The organism is Flavobacterium sp. FlaQc-49 (genome assembly GCF_044005985.1).
GTDB classification, from domain to species: Bacteria; Bacteroidota; Bacteroidia; order Flavobacteriales; family Flavobacteriaceae; genus Flavobacterium; species Flavobacterium cupriresistens.
The window spans coordinates 180,048-200,656 of the sequence record NZ_JBIPCS010000009.1 but is presented as its reverse complement, the minus strand read 5'-3'; the positions used below and the strand labels follow the sequence as shown (position 1 = coordinate 200,656).

Annotated in this window: 8 protein-coding genes and 1 rRNA gene; 6 read left to right on the top strand and 3 right to left on the bottom strand. The window is 39.8% G+C overall.

The genetic code is table 11. The features are described 5' to 3' along the window. A 16S ribosomal RNA gene (locus tag ACHRV3_RS17835) occupies positions 1-104 on the bottom strand; the annotation flags it as partial. Positions 105-710: 606 nt separating this feature from the next. On the opposite strand from ACHRV3_RS17835, the gene ACHRV3_RS17830 reads away from it, so the two are divergent. Further along, positions 711-1,382 carry a hypothetical protein gene (locus ACHRV3_RS17830; protein WP_395436049.1) on the top strand — a complete coding sequence of 224 codons (672 nt, stop codon included), beginning with the start codon at positions 711-713 and terminating at the stop codon, positions 1,380-1,382. A gap of 260 nt (positions 1,383-1,642) precedes the next feature. On the opposite strand, the gene ACHRV3_RS17825 is transcribed toward ACHRV3_RS17830, so the two are convergent. Continuing rightward, on the bottom strand, positions 1,643-3,403 hold the full coding sequence (locus ACHRV3_RS17825) for an alpha-keto acid decarboxylase family protein (RefSeq protein WP_395436048.1): 1,761 nt from the start codon (positions 3,401-3,403) through the stop codon (positions 1,643-1,645). 1 nt (position 3,404) lies between these two features. Then, entirely contained in the window at positions 3,405-5,126 is a 1,722-nt protein-coding gene (locus ACHRV3_RS17820; protein ID WP_395436047.1) for a flavin monoamine oxidase family protein, read from the bottom strand. Positions 5,127-5,925: 799 nt separating this feature from the next. On the opposite strand from ACHRV3_RS17820, the gene ACHRV3_RS17815 reads away from it, so the two are divergent. From ACHRV3_RS17815 to ACHRV3_RS17795, 5 genes are read left to right on the top strand one after another with little or no spacing between them, the layout of a single operon-like run. Continuing rightward, on the top strand, positions 5,926-12,891 hold the full coding sequence (locus ACHRV3_RS17815) for an SDR family NAD(P)-dependent oxidoreductase (protein ID WP_395436046.1): 6,966 nt from the start codon (positions 5,926-5,928) through the stop codon (positions 12,889-12,891). A gap of 21 nt (positions 12,892-12,912) precedes the next feature. Continuing rightward, positions 12,913-17,151: a beta-ketoacyl synthase N-terminal-like domain-containing protein gene (locus ACHRV3_RS17810; RefSeq protein WP_395436045.1), complete on the top strand. Its 4,239-nt coding sequence runs from the start codon at positions 12,913-12,915 to the stop codon at positions 17,149-17,151. Beyond that, the gene (locus ACHRV3_RS17805; protein WP_047779296.1) at positions 17,139-17,438 is read left to right on the top strand and encodes an acyl carrier protein; all 300 of its coding nucleotides are present in this window, start codon (positions 17,139-17,141) and stop codon (positions 17,436-17,438) included. Before ACHRV3_RS17810 ends, ACHRV3_RS17805 begins: the two co-directional genes overlap by 13 nt. Further along, positions 17,429-18,193, top strand: coding sequence for an alpha/beta fold hydrolase (locus ACHRV3_RS17800; RefSeq protein WP_395436044.1), 765 nt, complete (start codon positions 17,429-17,431; stop codon positions 18,191-18,193). The genes ACHRV3_RS17805 and ACHRV3_RS17800 overlap by 10 nt, the downstream gene beginning before the upstream one ends. Before the next feature lie 10 nt (positions 18,194-18,203). Next, positions 18,204-20,609 (top strand): glycosyltransferase, encoded by a 2,406-nt coding sequence (locus ACHRV3_RS17795; RefSeq protein WP_395436043.1) that lies wholly within the window; start codon positions 18,204-18,206, stop codon positions 20,607-20,609.

Below are 20,609 nucleotides of genomic sequence, written 5' to 3'. Positions count from 1 at the left end.
ACCCGTGCGCCGGTCTCAAGCTCCGAAGAACTCTACCCCTCGACTTGCATGTGTTAAGCCTGCCGCTAGCGTTCATCCTGAGCCAGGATCAAACTCTTCATCGTATATTTTTTATATTATATTGCGACGCTTTCTCTAGTGTTTCTTTTCGAATCTCTCGATTCCATTACTCTTATTCTTTTGTTTTAACATCTCTGTTAAAACGGCTGTCAATTCAATATGTCTACGAACGTGTGTTTCTTTTTATTTTCGCTTGTGTTGCAAAGCGGGTGCAAAACTACATCTTTAATTCACATTTACAATACTTTCAACCCTCTTTTTTTACTCTTTTTCTCAAAGTTTTCCATAACAATCTGATAACATAAAGTTTACACTAAAAAAACCTTCAGGTAATTTTAAGATTATTCTTTCTTTTATGCTATTTCAGCAAAAACATTGATTCTACGAACTCTATTTTTACATAATTTACAACATCTATCAAGCTTTAATGAAAATTTTCAAAACCTCATACAATATATAGATACTAATGCGCGCTCTGCAAAGTAATGAAGTTGCTTTACTCATACCTCAAATCATGCTGGCATTTTTTCAACCAGAAACGATACCTTTTTTAGCTAGAGAAGAAACAACAGAAGATGGAACAGTAATTATTTATAATTATGCATTTTAATTACAAGAAATCAAATAACTTCGCTTTAAATAAATTTAACATGAAGATTATCTGTGTCCTATTATTGCTTCTCATTTTTTTAGGTTGCAAAAAAAATCTGGTAGAAAAAGAAATGAATTTAATGACCAAAATGAATTTTGTTCCAACCAAAAGCATCAAAATAAAAAATTTATTACCTTTTAAAAAAGACCATGTTCGTATTGGTACCTATACATTAAAGAATGACTCAATTATTTCACAATATGAAATTGAATCAAAGTATTCATTAATGGTAATAAAACTTAAAAATGTTTCTAAGAATTTTACTTTTAATAATCAGCAATCAACTAATTATCCTACACCTGGTTATTTTTCAACTATAAACGAAGGATTATACGAAGTTAATTTGAGTCCAGAAGTATTTAAAGATAACTATCAAATTAATAGAATTGATTTTTCTTCAGATAAAGAGATCAATTACCAGATAAATAATGACACTATAAAAAGCTTTGACTTGAATTTCAATAAATTTGTTATCAAAATTAACAATCAGGACGCAAAGGTAATATATAGTCAAATAGAATATTATGGATTAAAGTATATGAATGCCAATATATTACTTTATCAAATTGAAAATGAAGCATATATTTTCATTATGACGCCTCTCAAAAAAAATGTTCTCATAGATAAAAACAAATTGCACGAACATCTTTTTGGTAATAATCCTACATAAACAAAAGATTTTATATCCAATTAATCTAAAAATAGATTCTTGAACATCTTAGTTCGAATCCTGCTCTCTCCATAAAAAAAGTCCTAATTTTCATTAGGACTTTTTTTTGTTCTTTTCAAAATAATAAAGACAGAATTACGAATCAGATACAAAAGTTACTCTTGTAAAATATCAATATCCCTTGGTATTCACTTGCTATTTTTTTAAGTTATAAAGACAACAAGTTACACACAGATACAACAAAGTCTCTGATTTTTAACTTAACATAAATTCCAGTCTTTATCTAAAAATTCATCCTCACCCGGCTCTTCTGTTTTGTAAGCAATCGCTTCCGGAATGGATGTCTTTGGAATGTTCACATGTATAATTGTATTTTCCTTAATCGTATCAAGTTGTTGCAAAACTTCTTCGAGTTCGTCGAGACTGCTAACTTCAAAACCTTTGCCCCCAAATACATCAACAAGCTTGGCATATTTCCAACGGTGCATTTCATTGTAATCATAAACGCTGTTTAAATCGGGGATACTATATTCTACTTTGTCAGCGCCACGGAAAGGATTTGGGTTCACAAGCATTTGTTCAATACCATAAATACCATTATCTAACACAAAAACAATAGTATCATGTTTCAATTTATTCTGTGTTGATATTGCCTGGCAGGTTTCTTGAAAAGCACCATCTCCAACAAATACTACCGGTCTTTTATCAGGTCTTGCACATTTTATTCCGGTTGCAGCAGGTACCGAATAGCCGATAGAAAGCCATGATGCCTGCGCCACAAATCCATTAGGTTCTGCAATACGAATGCCTTGGGCGCCCAATAAAGGAAAACCGGCATCGGCAACTACTATATGACTACCATTTATAAAGCTATTGATACGTTGGAAAAAAGTATCGTAGGTAAGGGCTGGTTTCTCTTTTTCCGTTATCTCATCATCAGCTACAAAAAATGATTCAGGCAGGTAATTTGTTTCATACATTTCGTAGGCACTAAAGGTAACTTTGGTAAGTTCTTCTTTCAGGAATATCATAAAATCCCTTAGCGATACATTCGCTACATAAGAAGGACCTATCCTGACACCGCTGTGATTGGCAAGTACAGTATCGTCTTTCCAAACATCAAAACCACCCAGATTTTTACCGGTGGTCCATACACCAAGGCCTATTTTTAACTGGGCTTTTTCGAATTGTTCCTTAACATCTTTTGGAGATGCTTTGCCATTAAAAACACCTTTGAACTTAGGATGGTTTTCGGATACGATTGATTTCCCGAGTATGGAAGTTACAAATTCCGTATTGGTAGTTTCAATCAGATCCAGGAATTCTTTTTGAATACCGTAGCGCTGGATTTCAATTCCGCCCCAGAAAATGATTTCTTTTCCACGAGCCATCGCAGCGACTCTTTGAGCTGCCTTGCGTGCGCTTGTTTGACATTTTGATGTCTCTCTTTCTACCAATGGAGCTACAGGCGGATTGCATTCCATTCGCCATGCATCTTCAAAAACCTCAAGATAAACTGGCCTTCCATATAAAATACAGGCATTCAGCACTGCATCAATTTTATAAGGAGCATCTGATGAACCTGTGATTTGTTCTGCCGCAACGGTAACATTTCGGAACACATTGATGTTACTGTACATATCACCTGTCATATGTGATGCCAGCATGCCCTGAACGAGGCTTCGCTGTTGGTCTTTGTTGGTTGGAGCCCCATTAATGACAAGCACAGGGCAGTGCTCTACATAAGAACCCGCAACGGAATTCAACAATGTAAATGCTCCCACTCCATAAGTTACTGCTACTGCCGCAAAACCGTTTTGTCTTGCATAAGCATCGGTACAGTGTCCGGCATTTATTTCATTTGTATCATTAACAATTTTAATTTTCGCGTTTTTGTCCTCAAGGATCGTATTTAAAAACGGTGCGGTATAATTGCCCGCAATACCAAATAAGTGGGTAAGGCCTAATTGTTCAAGGCGTATTTGCAGGTATTTTGCAACTGATATTTTTTTCTCTGACATCTTAAATCGGGTTATTGAGATTACCTGTATTTTCGTTAACTTCCAGCGCAGTACGGATTCCGGACTCGATAGCACCTTCTATCCAGGCATGTTTCAGCGAAGTATGTTCTCCAGCGAAATGTGCTTTTCCTTGCCAATCGGTCGAAATGATATGGCGCTGTAATAACTGCAGCTGACCCGGGTTAAAGATTGCTGCTTCGCCATAAGCATAAGGATCACGCATCCAACTTTGTGTTGCGGCACCAATTAATTTTCCGGTTTCCCCTTTGCGGTTTTTGATGCTTGAAGTGATTACAGCAAGGTCGATAATGCGTTGCTGTTCTTTCTTATCATCGGAGTGCATAATGGCAAGATTTTTAAGTGCATAGAAATACCTGTCATCATCATCCATAGAATCCCAGCGGCTCGCTTCGTCTGACCAGCAATAAGAAGCCAGTACTACACCATGCCCTTTACTTCCTAAATCATTACTCGGATAATACGTAAAACGGTTGGAAAAATCAGTAATTGTACCACCCCCAACGATATTATACGGTGCTTCCTGCCACCATTTTTCACGAAATTCAAGCAATATTTTAGTAGCAGAATCATAATGCAGTTCCCGGATTGCTTTTCGTTTTTCTTGCTCGAATTGTGGTGTTACATAAACGTGCCTTAGTGCCGAAAAAGGTATAGTCACAATTACTTCATCAAATTCCATATCACTAACAGATGTTTCTAATGCTTTGTACCCTGCATCTTCATAAAACTGGGAGTCGCGCTTCACCTCTATGTTTACTTCTATTTTTACCTTTTCATTGACAAGCATCATTTTTGTCATCCTGCAATCGAAATAGGTGTTTTCTTCGAGTTTATGGGCTTTAAAAAAAGCATTAGGCAGCATGTCACATCCTCCTACGATTTCCATAAATTGCGTAGAATCTTTAATAATATTCTGCTCTATAAAACTCTGGATAAAATCGTAAGCCATTCTGGATTCCAGGTTTTGAATGACACCAATCATTTCGATAGCATTTTCTGAGTACATGGAATGTTCTTTCAAGAAACGACGCATCGAATATTCTCCGTAACGCTCGATCAGCAACGGCCAGTTTTTCATCGGATCTTCTGCAATAAAATCTTTAAGCGGATTGATAAGATTTGCCATTAACTGGTCGGCACGCATGTTTTCGCTACTACCCAAATTAAAGTCGAGCAATTCATTTACATCGACAATTTTCTTCTTATCCTTTGGAATATATTCATTTTGAACAACACGTTTTCGGTTAATATAGAAAAGAGAGTTTCTTGTAACATCCGGTTCCGGTTTGGCAGGATCTGCCTGATGTGCAATTGCCTGAGCCTTATCGACAGACAGATAATAAAAAGGCTCTGTTTTGAGTCCGAGTTTTTCGATGTATCTGAGTACCATGTTATGTATAGTCGGGATGCGCATTGCACCGGCTTCGCCATAAACGGTATCGTCTTCAAAGTATTTTTTGTCCGTAGAATTTCGGAAAGTCTTAATCCTTCCACCAACACGGGTATTAGATTCGACTATCGTTACATTATGGCCCGCTTCCTTTAACATAGCTGCAGCTACCATTCCGGCCATTCCGGCACCAATGATTAATACGTCTTTTGACTTATCTGTATGCGGAATTCCTTCGTCTATATATTTTAAATATTGCTTAATAATTGGGTCTTTTTCTTCATCGAGTAAGCCATGTAAGTAGTTTTCCATGATCAGGGAGTTTAGTTGTTTGATTTATACTATGTGAATAAAATCTTTATTAACAACAAATAAACTCACTAAAACTTTGATTATCGTGCGTAGTTCTACCTGTTTTTAAGAGATAGAAAGCCAATTTTTTTATCTCTCTGATTTAAAAAAGTATTTTAGACATTTAGAATAAGTATTCAAAAGTGGAGGTGATACTTTAATTGATACTAAAACAGAAAGCGGTCAACTACTCATAGCTCTAAGAGGTTAAAGAATTCTAAATAATAGTATTTATTCTTTGATTAACAAAAAACATTATGCCTTAACTTAAATGTTATGAAGCCAATAGAAACTCTTACAGCAAAACTGATCCTGCTACCACGTTCCTGAGAATCAAACAAAAACACATTAAAAACGAGCAATTAAAGCCTGCCTACAACCCCCAGATCTCCACCGAGAACCAATTCATTAAAAGGTAACATCTCATCAAAATTCCTTTACCTGTCCAAAGTTACCAAGTCATTACTAATGAAGATCTGAATGTTACCAAAAAGAAAAAAATGCGGTAGATGACAGTACGAAAAAATCAAAAACATCCCTAAAAAGTCCTGAAAAATAAATTAATTTCTGAGCGCCAGACTAATGACAATCCGCTATTCTTCATTTATGTAAAAAAATAACCATAAAATTAACATTGTCTCTTACAAATTTAGCAGAAATTAACTACTTTTACTCTACTATGCCTCACTAGCGAATATTACTCCTAAGGTCTTAATTATAATTTTATTATCCCCATATATAAATTAAATATCATCAACGAATGAAAAATTTAACCATTATAGGAATAACACCTTTTGAAAAGCCTGACGTCAATTTGATGTCTACACTACATCAGGCCGGAGCATTCCCCGTATTAAGTTTAGGAAATGATCTAACAATCGCTCAAGAAGCATTAAATCAACTTGACCGCATCAGTATACCTTCCTACGGTATCTATCTCACAAATGACAAGCTAACATCACTTCAACTGTCCGAACAGGTAAGTCTAGTTATCCTTCCCTTTGGGATCGCAATAAACACCTATCCTAATGTATCACGGATTTATCAGGTAAGTAATCTTGAGCAAGCAAGAGAGGCTGAACAACTGGGAGCTATTGGAATTATTGTGAAAGGAAATGAAGCTGCAGGATTAGTTGGTTATGAATCTACCTTTGTTTTATTTCAACGTATCATACAAGAAATCAACACCATACCGGTATGGATACAAGGAGGAATAGGCCTTCATACGGCCGCTGCGGCAACAGCACTTGGAGCAAAAGGTATTGTATTAGACAGTCAATTGGCACTATATCCGGAAAGTACCATTCCACAAGACCTTAAAAATCTATGTTCAAAATTAAATGGGACAGAAACCAAGATCATCGCCCATCATCGCGTATTGGTTAGACCCAATTCCCCTGTTTTATCTGAAAATGTTTCTATCGAAGAGTTAGAGCAATATTTTAATGACCTTGACCTCAACAAGAGTTACATTCCTATGGGACAAGATATTGCTTTAGCAACGGAGCTGCATGAAAATTTCAAAACGCTAAAAAAATTGATTTTTGGATTTAAAGAAGCCATGTATGGCCATCTGAAGCAAGCAAAAGCAACTCCAATTATTGACCAGAACAATCCATTAGCAAAACAACTTGGCCTGCGCTACCCTATTGCACAAGGGCCCATGACCCGCGTGAGTGATGTTCCGGCATTTGCCAATGCTGTAGCAGAAACGGGAGCTTTGCCTTTTATCGCGCTTTCCTTGCTCAAAGGCGAACAAGCAAGAGCACTAGTCGTAGAAACTCAAAAACTTGCCGGCGATAAAACTTGGGGTGTAGGTATATTAGGTTTTGCACCACAGGAATTACGAGAAGAACAGACTGCTTATATCCTTGAAGTCAAACCTCCAGTCGTACTGATCGCGGGAGGGAGACCTGCACAAGCTAAAGTATTTGAAAAAGCCGGTATCACAACCTTTTTACATGTCCCATCCCCTGCATTATTGGATATTTTCCTAAAAGAAGGTGCCAAAAATTTCGTGTTTGAAGGTCGGGAATGTGGTGGACATGTTGGCCCACTCTCCAGCACCGTACTTTGGGAAAAACAAATCGAACGCATCCTAAAAGAAGATCATCCGGAAAATATAAGTGTATTTTTTGCCGGTGGAATTCATAATGCTTTCTCCACAGCCTTTGTATCGATCATGGCCGCCCCACTCGCTGCCCGAGGTGTAAAGGTCGGTGTATTGATGGGAACAGCCTATTTGTATACACAGGAAGCTGTGCGTACAGGTGCCATTCAGCAAGAGTTCCAGCAACAAGCGATGCAAGCCAAAGATACCGTTTTGCTGGAAACCGCACCAGGTCACGAAACACGTTGCTTAAATACGGCATTCGCCTTACATTTTGAGGAGGAAAAGAAAAAACTCCAAGCCACTGGAATGGACAAAAAGCAAATTTGGGAACAGCTTGAAAAACTGAATGTAGGGCGTCTCAGGATTGCAGCAAAAGGTATTGACCGTCAAGGTGAAGCACTCGTTACTATACCTCAAAACCAACAGCTCGATTTGGGCATGTATATGATCGGACAAGTAGCCACCATGCACAACCAAGTGATTACATTGGAATCACTGCACCATGATGTTGCGATCGATAATCAAAAATATATTAAACAGGCAGCATTACCACAAGAACCTTCATCAACCGAAAAAGCGTTGGACGTCGCTATTATAGGCATGGAATGCGTATTTCCGGGTGCCAAAAATTTAGCAGAATACTGGCGTAATATCATTCTTGGAAAAGACTGTGTCACCGAAGTACCGGACGAGCGATGGAATAAAGAGATCTATTATCAGCCTGATTCCAATGGTTCAGATGTATCCCATTCAAAATGGGGTGGTTTTATTCCTAAAATAGATTTTGATCCTATAGAATTTGGTATTCCACCACAATCACTTGCAGCGATAGAGCCCACACAGCTTTTAACCTTACTTGTTGCCAAACGTGCCATGGAAGATGCCGGTTATGGTGAAAAACAAATCAACAGAGAAAATATATCGGTTATAATTGGCGCTGAAGGAGGAAATGATCTTGCCAACAGCTACAGTTTCAGAGGTTATTATAAACAAGTTTTTGGAGAACTTCATGAAGAAGTAGAAAAAGCATTCCCGCACACCACCGAAGATTCGTTCCCGGGTATATTAGCCAATGTTATTGCCGGAAGAATCACAAACCGTTTGGATCTGGGTGGAAGAAATTTTACCGTAGATGCTGCATGTGCCTCCTCACTGGCTGCCATTGATTTAGCATGTCAAGAACTGATATTGGGCAAATCGGATATGGTACTTTCCGGAGGAGTCGATTTACATAACGGTATCAACGATTATTTGATGTTTTCCAGCACACATGCCCTCTCCCGCAAAGGACGTTGCGCAACATTTGACAGTGCTGCCGACGGTATTGCTCTTGGCGAAGGGGTAGCCATTTTGGTTTTAAAACGATATGAAGATGCCGTACGTGATGGTGACCGTATTTATTCCGTTATTAAAGGTGTTGGAGGATCCAGTGACGGTAAAGCCCTTGGTCTCACAGCACCACGAAAAATTGGTCAGGTACGCGCATTAGAACGTGCCTATGATCAAGCAGGTATCAGTGCAGCAGCTGTTGGTCTAGTCGAAGCTCATGGTACCGGAACAATAGTCGGAGATAAAACAGAACTTACTGCGCTCACCAATTTATTTAGCAGGTCGGGAGCTTTACCGGCTCAGACACATCTGGGATCTGTAAAAACTCAAATTGGGCACACCAAATGTGCTGCCGGTTTAGCTGGACTTATCAAAGCCGCTATGGCAGTATTTCATGGCGTAAAACCTCCTACTCTTCATCTCCAACAGCCCAATGCCTACTTCAATGCAGATACAAGCCCTTTTGCATTTCATGCAGCAACAGGATTGTGGTCCGAAAAAAAACGGTATGCAGGTATCAGTGCCTTTGGCTTTGGTGGTACCAATTTTCATATGGTAATCGAAAATCATCCTCAAAAAGAAGAAGCCGCCATTCTACAATCTTGGCCATCCGAACTATTTGTCTTCCGTGGTGACGATTATGATCAAGCCAAAATTCAATTAGTACAGGTAAAAACTTTATTGGAAATCAATGATGGCCTAACCTTAAAAGACATTGCCTACAGCTTAGTCGCCGGTTCCGAAAAACCAATTCAACTGAGCATTGTGGCAGATACGGCCGAAGATTTGGTCATGAAAATAGAACTCTTGTTAACGGGCATTGAAAGTAAAGATATCTTTATTGTCAACAAACGAGCCGGTAAAACTGCATTTCTGTTCCCTGGTCAAGGCAGCCAACACCTTCATATGGCACGAGAGCTATTCGTACTATTTCCATCCTTGCGCAAAATTATCGCACAATATCCGGATTTAGAAAAAGTGGTCTTTCCTTCCGCTACATTTGATACCGCAATATTAAAAACCCAAAAAGAAACTATTAAAGATACACGTCTGGCGCAACCTCTTTTAGGTATTGTAGATCTTGCCTTAGCGCAATTGCTACAGTCATTTGGCATTATACCTGATATGTTGGCAGGACATAGTTATGGAGAGTTACCGGCATTATGTTTTGCCGGTGTATTTGACGAGCAACAGTTGGTTGAACTCAGTAGCAAACGGGCACAATCTATTTTAGATGCTATTCAAGATGGTGATCCCGGAACTATGGTAGCCCTAAACATCGATGCAGATCGCTTGAAAACGATTCTTGACCAACATCAAGATTGCTATCCTGTCAATTATAATTCCCCAACTCAATGCGTTGTTGCCGGAAGCACTGCAGCCATCGACAAATTTATAGTGTTACTTAAAAACGAACGTATTTCATACAAAAAACTAGAGGTCGCCTGTGCCTTTCACAGTCCTTTGGTAAGTAAATCGAAAGATTTGTATGCCAATGTCTTGAAAGAAGTTCCTTTTCAGGAAATGCAAATTCCAGTTTGGTCCAACACCACAGCGACCTTATACCCAAATTTGGCTTCTGATATCAAAGTACAATTGACCGATCACTTGGTGAAACCTGTACATTTTGCCGACGAAATCCAAGCGATGTATGCCGATGGAGCGAGGATATTTATTGAAGTAGGTCCCGGAAAAGTATTGTCCGGATTAACAAAAGCTTGCTTAAACCAAGAGGAGCTGACACTACATGTCGACGATAACAACCGCAACAGTCTCACCCATCTCCTTTGTATGCTTGCGCAATACCTTGGAACGGGTCGCACCTTTAATTTAAATAAACTTTTTGAAGACAGACACGCGACTTTAATCCAGATCGATCAACCTAACCTTTACCAGAAAAGTCCAACGATTTGGCGCGTAAATGGACAAGCCGCTCATCCGACAACAGGTACATTACCTGCTCATGGTGCATTGCCAATAGTAACTCCCATTCCAATGACAAATGCTACGATCATCCAAACACCTGAAACACAACCTGCCGTAGAGCACATACTACAGGAATATTTAAACAGCATGAAGATGTTGATCCAAGCACAACGAGATGTCATGCTTTCCTTCTTAGGACAGCAGGGACAAATAAGTCCCGTTCCCGTTTACGCTGCAGCAGTAGAAATTAGACCAGCTGATCCATTAGTATCTACGCTAATTACCAACGATAAACCGATCTCTAAAGTAACCGTACAAACACCAGCAACAGATATCAAATCCTTGTTGTTAACTGTAGTGTGTGAGAAAACAGGTTATCCACAAGAAATGTTAGGAATGGAAATGGATCTGGAAGCGGATCTCAGTATCGATTCTATTAAAAGAATTGAAATCATCGGAACACTCCGCAGTGAACTAGGCATATTTACCGTTGCTCATGAAAATGAAGATACCGTCATGGAACAACTGTCAGCAATAAAGACTTTAAATGGACTTCTAACCTGGCTTACTGAATACACTGGGGCTGCTGATTCAACCACAACAAAAATTGAATTATCAAATGCATCACCTATACCAGCAGATAAAACTACCTGTACACTTGCAGAATTACAAATTATCATTTTAGATATCGTGAGTGAAAAAACCGGCTATCCAAAAGAAATGTTAGGACTGGATCTGGATCTGGAAGCCGATTTAAGTATCGATTCTATTAAACGAATGGAAATAATCGGCGATCTAAAAGTCAAAATCGGATTTGGAGCTGACCAGGAGCAAGCTGATGATCTTATGGAAAAATTAGCAGCCATAAAAACGCTAAATGGTTTGGCAATCTGGATAAGTGAAATGAGCACAATTGAGCCCGTACAAAGTTTAGTAACACGCCTGCGATTTGATTTAATACCGACTGCTATTCCCGAAGGACAGAATACTGAAATACTGAAAGGAAAGTTATTTGCAATAGCTCCGGACAATGGAACTCAAACAGCCGCAATTAAAACGATACTGGAACAACATGGTGCCATTGTGCAATTGGTTCATGTTGAAGAAGATTTGAGCATTTTTGATGGACTAATTATTTCCGATATAGGCTCCGCTACTGTCAAACATAGTATCATCGACCACGTTGGTTTAATTAAAAAAATGGATCTTGAAAAAGCGCAATGGATTTATTTGATCTCAGATATCCCCGCACATGTTGAAGAATTAAAAGACCTCCGTGCACTGCGTCATTATCAAGGTTATCCCGGCTTATTCAAAAGTTTAGCCCGTGAGTTTGAACAAATTAACTTCAGGTTGATCAGTCTCAATACGGCACAGGAAACGGATCAAATAGCAGCAATTGCATTAAGCGAGATTCTGACAACAGACCAATCAGTTGAAGTCATTTACAAAGACAATCAACGACATAAAGTCGACATGATACCTTCGCCTATGTTAACAGCTCTTGACCAAGCACATGTCCAACTGGATCAAAAATCTGTTGTTTTAGTCCTCGGAGGCGGGCAAGGTATTACTTCTGAACTGGTCAAACATATGTCAGCAGCTTATCCTTGTACCTACATTCTTGTCGGCAGATCAATAGACCCGAGAGAAGTTATCGCCGATTCAAAAGAAGTAGAGTTAATGAAGTCGAGAGAAGAAATCAGAAGCTACCTCATCAAGAGCGGTACTTTCACTACGCCACCCCAAATTGAAAAAGAGACCTCTCGTATTTTCAAAAACAATCAAATCCTGAGTACCATTCACCATATGGAACAATTGGGAAATAAAGTAGCATATCACTCCTTAGACCTTTGTGATGAAGAAGGATTGACACAACTACTCCATCATATTTATGAACAATATGGACAATTGGACGGTGTCATTCACGGCGCAGGTCTTTTGGAAGACAAACTTTTCAAACAGAAAACAACCAGTTCATTTGAACGTGTTTTTGATACAAAAGTAAAACCCTTACGCGTACTGGCCGAACAATTGCGTTCCGATTGTCAATTCGTAGTCCTGTTTTCAAGCATCGCTTCGGTCTATGGTAACAGAGGACAGACCGATTATGCAGCAGCAAACAGTGTGTTGGATGATTATGCCAATGCCTTAAACAAAAGGTTGAAAGGAAAAGTAATCTCGATCAACTGGGGACCATGGAAAGGAGCCGGAATGGTTACCTCATCATTAGAAAATGAGTACGAACGTCGCGGAATTTCGTTGATACCATTAGAGGAAGGAAAAGAGCTATTTCTTAACGAAATCAAATATGGAACAGAAAGTCAAGTATTAATCATGTCAGGTAAAAATTGGTAAAAGCCGCTGTATTCGTCTACTATGAAAAAAACAGATATTGCAATTATAGGTTTATCTTGCCTGTTTCCCGGAGCAAAAGACGCCGAGGCGTTCTGGCAGAATATCATCAATAAAGTCGACTCCACAGAAGTAGCCCCCGCAGAACGCATCGATCCTATCCACTTTAGCGATAGCAAAGAAGCTATGGACCGCTTTTATTGTAATCGTGGCGGGTTTATTCCGGATTATGAATTCGACCCTACAGCATTTGGTATTTTACCGCTTGCTGTTGAAGGCACTGAACCCGACCATCTGTTAACACTTGATCTTGTTCAAAAAGCATTAGAAGATGCAGGTATATTCCAAAAAAAAGTTTCATTGGAACGAACGGGAATTATCATCGGAAAAGGAAACTACACAGGACCCGGAGCTACACGTGCCATTGAAATTGTACGTACAGGTGAACAGATCTTCTCCCTTTTACAAGAACTATTGCCGGAGGTATCTCCAGCAGACGTTGAAAAAGTAAAACAGGCCTTTCAGGAACGTAAAGGACGGTTTTCTGCAGATACTGCTATGGGGCTAATCCCCAACCTTGTTGCCTCGTTAGTCTCCAACCGATTCAATCTTGGAGGTGTTGCTTTTACCGTTGATGCGGCATGTGCAAGCGCTCTTATAGCCGTAGACCGTGCTGTACAAGAATTGCAATGTGGCCGCAGTGATATGATGATTGCAGGAGGCGTTCACACCGGTCAAAATGCTGCCTTTTGGAGCATCTTTAGCCAATTGGGTGCATTATCGCGTCAGCAACAAATCAAACCCTTTAGCGAAGATGCGGACGGACTGCTCATTGGAGAAGGTTGTGGTTTCGTTATCTTGAAGCGCTTGGAAGATGCGGTACGCGATCATGATAAAATTTATGCCGTCATTAAAGGCGTAGGCGTAAGCAGTGATGGCAATGGAACAAGTGTTATGAGCCCTTCGGTAAAAGGTCAATTAAAAGCATTAGAACAAGCGTGGGCACATGCCGATTTAGATAAAGAACAAATCGGTTACCTGGAAGCTCATGGTACGGGAACCCCTTTAGGAGATAAAACAGAACTACAAACTCTGGCTCAATTTTTCGGCAAAGCAGCAACAGCCGCACGTGCCGGTATTGGATCTGTCAAATCCAATATAGGCCATGCCATGCCTGCTGCGGGAATGGCGGGTTTAATCAAAACCTGTCTGGCCTTGTATCACGACACATTGCCCCCTACATTATATTGTGAAAACCCAACTGCTTCCTTACAACTCACCCGATTTACTCCGGTACAAGAAGCTAAAAACTGGTCACAAACAGGTTTACCAAAAATCGCAGCAGTAAATGCATTTGGATTTGGGGGTATCAACGCCCACGTAGTCCTCGAAGGCTATCATGTACCCAAAAAAGGCGCCGTATTGTTACTTGCCAGATCCACACGTGAAGCATTGCTTTCTGCACTTCAAGATAACGATACTTCTTTAGGAGATGGCGATTATCGTATTGCACTCTTTGATCCAACACCCGAGCGTATCCAAAAAGCAATCAAAATTGTGTCTAAAAATAATGCTTGGCGCAATAAACAAGATATATGGTACACCTCCACTCCCCTTTTACAGACTGGTGGCAAACTGGCCTTTGTATTTCCGGGACTGGATGGTTTAGAAAAAGGCGAAGTCACAACAATCAGTCGGTATTTTGGACTGACAGCACCCATAGAAACTGGGGGCGAAGGACTGCTAAACGACGCATTAGGCATTTTTAATAATTGTGCTATACTAGACAGTGCTTTAAAAAAACTGGAAATCTATCCGGATATGAATGCTGGACATAGTATGGGCGAATGGTTGGCGGGATATGCTTCAGACTTGGCCGAAGCAAGTTCAGTTAAGGATCTGATCGATGTCCTTGATCCAAAAACATTTGAACTAAAAGACTCCAAATTCATTGCCATTGGAGCGGGTCTTGCCGATATAACACCATTGATTGAACAAATTCCTAACCTTTATGTTTCAAATGATAATTGTCCACATCAGGTAATCCTGTGCGGTACTCTTGTTGCACTCCAACAATTGACACCTATATTAAAATCAAAACAGATATTTCACCAGATTTTACCCTTTCAATCCGGCTTTCATTCTCCTTTTGTAGCAGATAAATTGCCTTTGATCTTAGCTGGAATGGAAAAAGTTCAATTTCAAAAAACAAAAATCCCGCTGTGGTCTGCTACTACACTCCTACCTTATCCGGCAGATCAGCAGTCTATCCGTAAACTAAGTGCTGAACATCTTGTACAACCGGTAAGATTCCGAGAACTGACGGAAAAGCTTTATGACGAAGGAGTCCGTTTTTTTATCCAGGTAGGTACAGGAGGATTAATCGGTTTTATTGATGATACATTAAAAGGGAAAGCATTCAGTACACTTGCCTCAAGTGTAGCCACCCGAACAGCTCTTGCCCAGTTGCAACGGGTAGTAGCTGCATTATTTGTAGAAGGCAAAGTTCTGTCACTCGATTTTTTAGACATTCAAAATCACAGAAAAACACTACCGAAAAAGGGTATAAAATTACAATTAGGATCTCCGATTATCCGTGATCTTGAAGCAATAAAAAACTTGCGAAAAGCTATCGATACCGTACGTCCAAAGGAGGTTTTTACTAAAACAATACCAAAAGTAAATCAGCCATTAGTTCAGGCCTTTCAAGATAATATTGCCGATATGATCCGAATGCAAGAAGAAGTATTGGACGTCTTTCAAAATCGTACACCAACTGTTATTTCCGCACCTGTCTTAACGAAAAAACAAGTGATTAACGATCCTTTTTCAAAAACATTGCAAGTCAATTTGGCGACACATCCTTATCTTATTGACCACAGTCTTTTGCGACAACCCAAAGGTTGGTCGGATGTGGCAGATATGGAACCTGTGATTCCGATGACCATGATCTTCGAATTACTGGCGGAAGCAGCACAGGCGGAGCGACCGGAAACAAAAATTCACAAGATCATGCATGTCAGTGTATTTCAATGGATGAATGTTGCCAAACCTTTTGAAAAAAGAATAAAAGGTGTTTGGCGTTCCACCAATCACGCCTATTTGGATATCGAGAATTTTGCCAATGCAGAAGTATTTTTAGCATCATCGCATCCTGAACCACCTACTTTTGACCTATCCATCGGTAAACTATTACCTATCGGGCGAACTCCTTTGGAAATCTATGAAAAGCATATGTTTCATGGTGAAGCCTATCAAGGTATTACCGCTATATCAGCTGTTGGAGAGAAAGGTATTATCGGACAAATAAAAGGCAATGGTGGTAAGGGTTCCTTATTAGACAATGCAGGACAATTATTTGGATTATGGTTACAGCTTACCTTAACCAAAGACCGCATTGCTTTCCCTGTAAAAATCAAACAAATTGAATACTTCGAAGATATGCACGATCAGGATGGTGAATTTGAATGTACCTGCGTATTAACTGAATTAAACGATGAATTTGCAATCGCTGACCTTGTACTTCAAAGAAACGGAAAAGTTTGGTGTTCCATAAAAGGATGGCAAAACCGGAGATTAGAAATTGACGAAGCTTTATGGAATGTTTCCATGTCGCCACTCCATAACCGTCTGTCAGAAGAAATTGCCCCACAGGTCTTTTTCTTTCATCAGGCCTATTCCCGTGTATCTTCTTGGGATTTTATACTGAAACGTTATTTCAATCAAAGGGAAAAACAATACTATCAGGAACTCCTGCCCAACCGCAGAAAGAATTGGATGGTAAGTCGTGTAGCGGTAAAAGATGCCGTACGCCATTTATTGAGTGAACAGAAAAATCAACCCAATTATCCTATAACCTTTGAAATTTATTCTGATAACGCAGGCAAACCTTATCTCAGAGGTAATGCCACAGAACAGATCCAGATCTCATTGGCGCATAAAGGAAAAGATGCAGTAGCCATTGCACGGCAAGATAAACCTGTTGGCATCGATATGGAAATCATTGCCGAACGCAGCCCTGAATTTTATCAATTGGTATTCACCGATGTCGAATCAGCATTATTAAAAGAACGAGATCAAGCCGAATGGACCACCCGATTTTGGGTAGCAAAAGAAGCTTATGGAAAATTATTGGGAACGGGGCTAAAAGGAAACCCAAAAAGATATGAAGTAACACGCATACAAGGAGATCATCTATGGATCGATCAAATAGAAATCAAAACAATCAAACACCTAAATTACATTATCGGATGGACACTTTAAACACGACATTAAAAATGAATCATGAGGAGTTATTCAACCTGTTAAAGGGTTTTATTACAGAAATTATCGGTGAAGAATTTGTAGAAGAGATGGATATCAGTCCGGAAAGTTCGTTCACTAAAGATCTGGAAATGGACAGTATCGAGATTGTTTCCTTTTCAGAAAAAATCAAAGCACACTTTGGCGATCAAATTGATTTCACCGGATGGCTGTCTTCTATGGATCTTGATGAACTGATCAATCTTGATCTGAATCAGATCATCAATTACATCTACGAATGCCAATAATTACAGTTAACAATAAAAAAGTTCACATACAAGAACTCAATAAAGAGGCTGAAGATACCGTGGTACTGATCCACGGTATGTTTAGTAATCTTGCTATTTATTATTTTAATATTGCTCCCATTTTGGCGCAACACTTTCATGTGGTACTATATGATCTAAAGAGTCATGGCAGAAGTGAGCGCACATTAGAAGGATATGATTTAGAAAATATGTCATCCGATTTAATCGCCATGATGGATTACCTCCAAATCAAAAAAGCACACCTAGTTGGCTATAGTTTTGGGGGGCTTATTGCACTCAAAACGGCTTTGATAGCCCCTAAACGTTTAGGTCAATTGGTTATCATCGAAGCACCGGATCCGAAAGATGAAGAAGCGCGAAATATTATCGAAGCCTATAGCAAGGAATTTCTCGAACATTACGTAGCCAATTTTACGGACACCACAAAAATGCAAATGGGAAAAAGACAGTTGGAAAAAAACCATCGGTTATACGAGTTTTTATTTAACCAGACGAGCATCAAAGCAGATATGGTTAAAGAAAAACATTTTCTACATCACGATCCTATTTCCGAATTACACATACCAACTCTGTTACTCTATGGATCGGCTTCCAATTGCAAACCGACAGGAGAATGGTTGCAATCTCAAATCGGTACAACCGAGCTAAAACTCATCGATGGAGATCACAATATTCCCATTCAGGAGCCCATTCAGATCGCAGAAACTATTGTTCAATTTTTAACTAACCATTAATTACACAACCATGGCTAAATTTGTATTTGTTGTTCCCCCATTAACAGGTCACGTAAATCCAACATTGAGCATTGGTGCCGAACTCTTGGAAAGAGGACATCAAGTAGCCTGGATCAGTTTGGACCAAAACTTAAACTCCAAACTTCCTTCAGGCGGGCAACTATTGCTTATCCAATACGATCAGACTGACGAAGAAAAAAGAGAGAGCGAACACTATCTGGATATCATCTCAAAGAAAGTCGTTTACGGCATTGATAGTATCAAGTTTTTATATGAAGAAGTTTTGATCCCTTTAAACAGACATTGTTATAAAGGAATCGTTAAGCTGTTGGAAGCCTATGAACCGGATTTAGTAATCGGGGATCATCAATTATTTGCCGCGGCAATTGCGGCAAAAAAAATGAATCGACCTTATGCGACCTCCGTAACAGCCCCGGCAGCCATCAAGATTATCAGTGAGCTACCGAAAGTGCATGAATGGGAAGTCAAGCAGATCATGGCTTTACAAAAAGAACTCGGTGTCCAAGAAAACCAATCGTTGGCTTGTTCTGATTTGCTTACTTTAGTATTAACTTCTCCGTATTTCTTTGGAGAAATGGAGCTCACCTCCAACTATCAATTTACAGGTCCGGTACTAACAGAACGCCGTCTATCGTGTGCTTTCGATTGGGAGCAGCTGAAAAGTAGTCCAAGGAAAAAAATTTTAGTCAGCATAGGTACTACATTTGACCACGAACATAAGAAAGCCTTTTTTCAAAAGGTAATCGATGCCTTTCAGGACGAAGATTTAACGGTTGTAGTTGTTTCAGATTCCAATCTATTTGATCAGTGGCCTGAAAATTTTATGGTCTATTCTCAAGTCCCACAATTGGATTTGCTACCCCATTTAGATGCTGTCGTGTGCCATGGTGGACACAATACGGTCTCTGAAACCCTTTCACATGGTCTGCCACTCGTTGTTATTCCAATTGCATACGATCAATCACATGTTGCAGGACGTGTCGTACGTACCGGTGCAGGTGAACGTCTCAATTTTAACCGATTTAAAGCAAATCACCTAAGAAACGCTGTTGATACTATCTTGAATCAGCCGCAATATCGTGAAGCCGCCCTCAAAGTACGTCAATCTTTTATAGAGGCAGGCGGAACGAAGACCGCAGCAAATCTACTTGAACGTGCCATAGCTCCTGCGCAATCCTCTGTCGAATCTGCGGCTAAATTTCTCATTGTTGTTCCACCCTTTTTTGGACATATCAGTCCGACATTAAGTTTGGGTGCCAGTTTACTTGCTCGTGGTCATGAAGTCAAATGGTTTGGCATTACACCACTGGCAGATGAACATATTCCCACAGGAGGAACCTATATCTATCCCGAAAAAGACCTTATACCCTTTCAGCAGGAGCTTCAGCAGATCTTAAAACGCCAAGATGATGGGCCTTCTTGTTCGGGACCGGAAGTCATGAAATTAGCACTGGAAGAAACCTATGTTCCCTTTGCTAAAATGATGATGCCGGGATTAGAAACACTAGTCAGCCACTGGCAACCTGATGTGATTATCAATGATTGCATCACCTTTGGCGGAGCTTTATTCGCACACAAACATCGCATCCCCTCTGTGACGACAACCCCCGTGCCACCAGATGTCATGGGCGACACAGAGAAAAGTGCTCCCAAAATATTTGAATGGCAGCAAAACCTCATCAAAGACCTACAAAAAGAGGTTGGTATTGTTGAAGAAGGTATTTTTATACATTCGCATCAATTAAACCTGGTGTTCACCTCACAAGCCTTTGCAGGTTTTGAAACCGTACCTTCACACATGAAATTTGTAGGTCCGGTAAAAGGCCGTCCCAATAATAGTCCTTTTGACTGGGAACGACTGGCAGCCAGCACGACGCCAAAAATATTTGTGTCTTTGGGTACTTTATTAGTGGATATTCGCAAAGCTTTTTTCGGTAAACTCATTGAAGCATTTGCAGACCAACCTGTCACTATTATTGCAGCAACACCCCCCGACATATTTGACGAATGGCCCGCTAATTTTATTGTAAATGGTTTTGTCCCACAAGCCACATTGATGCCGCATATGGATATGGTGATTTGTCACGGTGGTTTCAATACCGTAAACGACACCTTTACCAATGGCCTTCCCATGTTGATTACACCAATCGCTTACGATCACTTCCATACAGCCAAGTTAATTGAACAGGCTGGCTGTGGAATCAGTATCCGATACAAACGACTTCGAATAGAAGCCTTGAGGGAGACCGTCTTTGAGCTCTTGGAAAACCCTAAATACAGAAATGCAGCCAAAGAAGTTCAGGCAGCTTTCCTAACAGCAGGCGGTAATGAACAGGCAGTTGCCTTATTGGAAGATTTTGTAAAACAAGAACGTTCGGTATTAACTTCAATATAA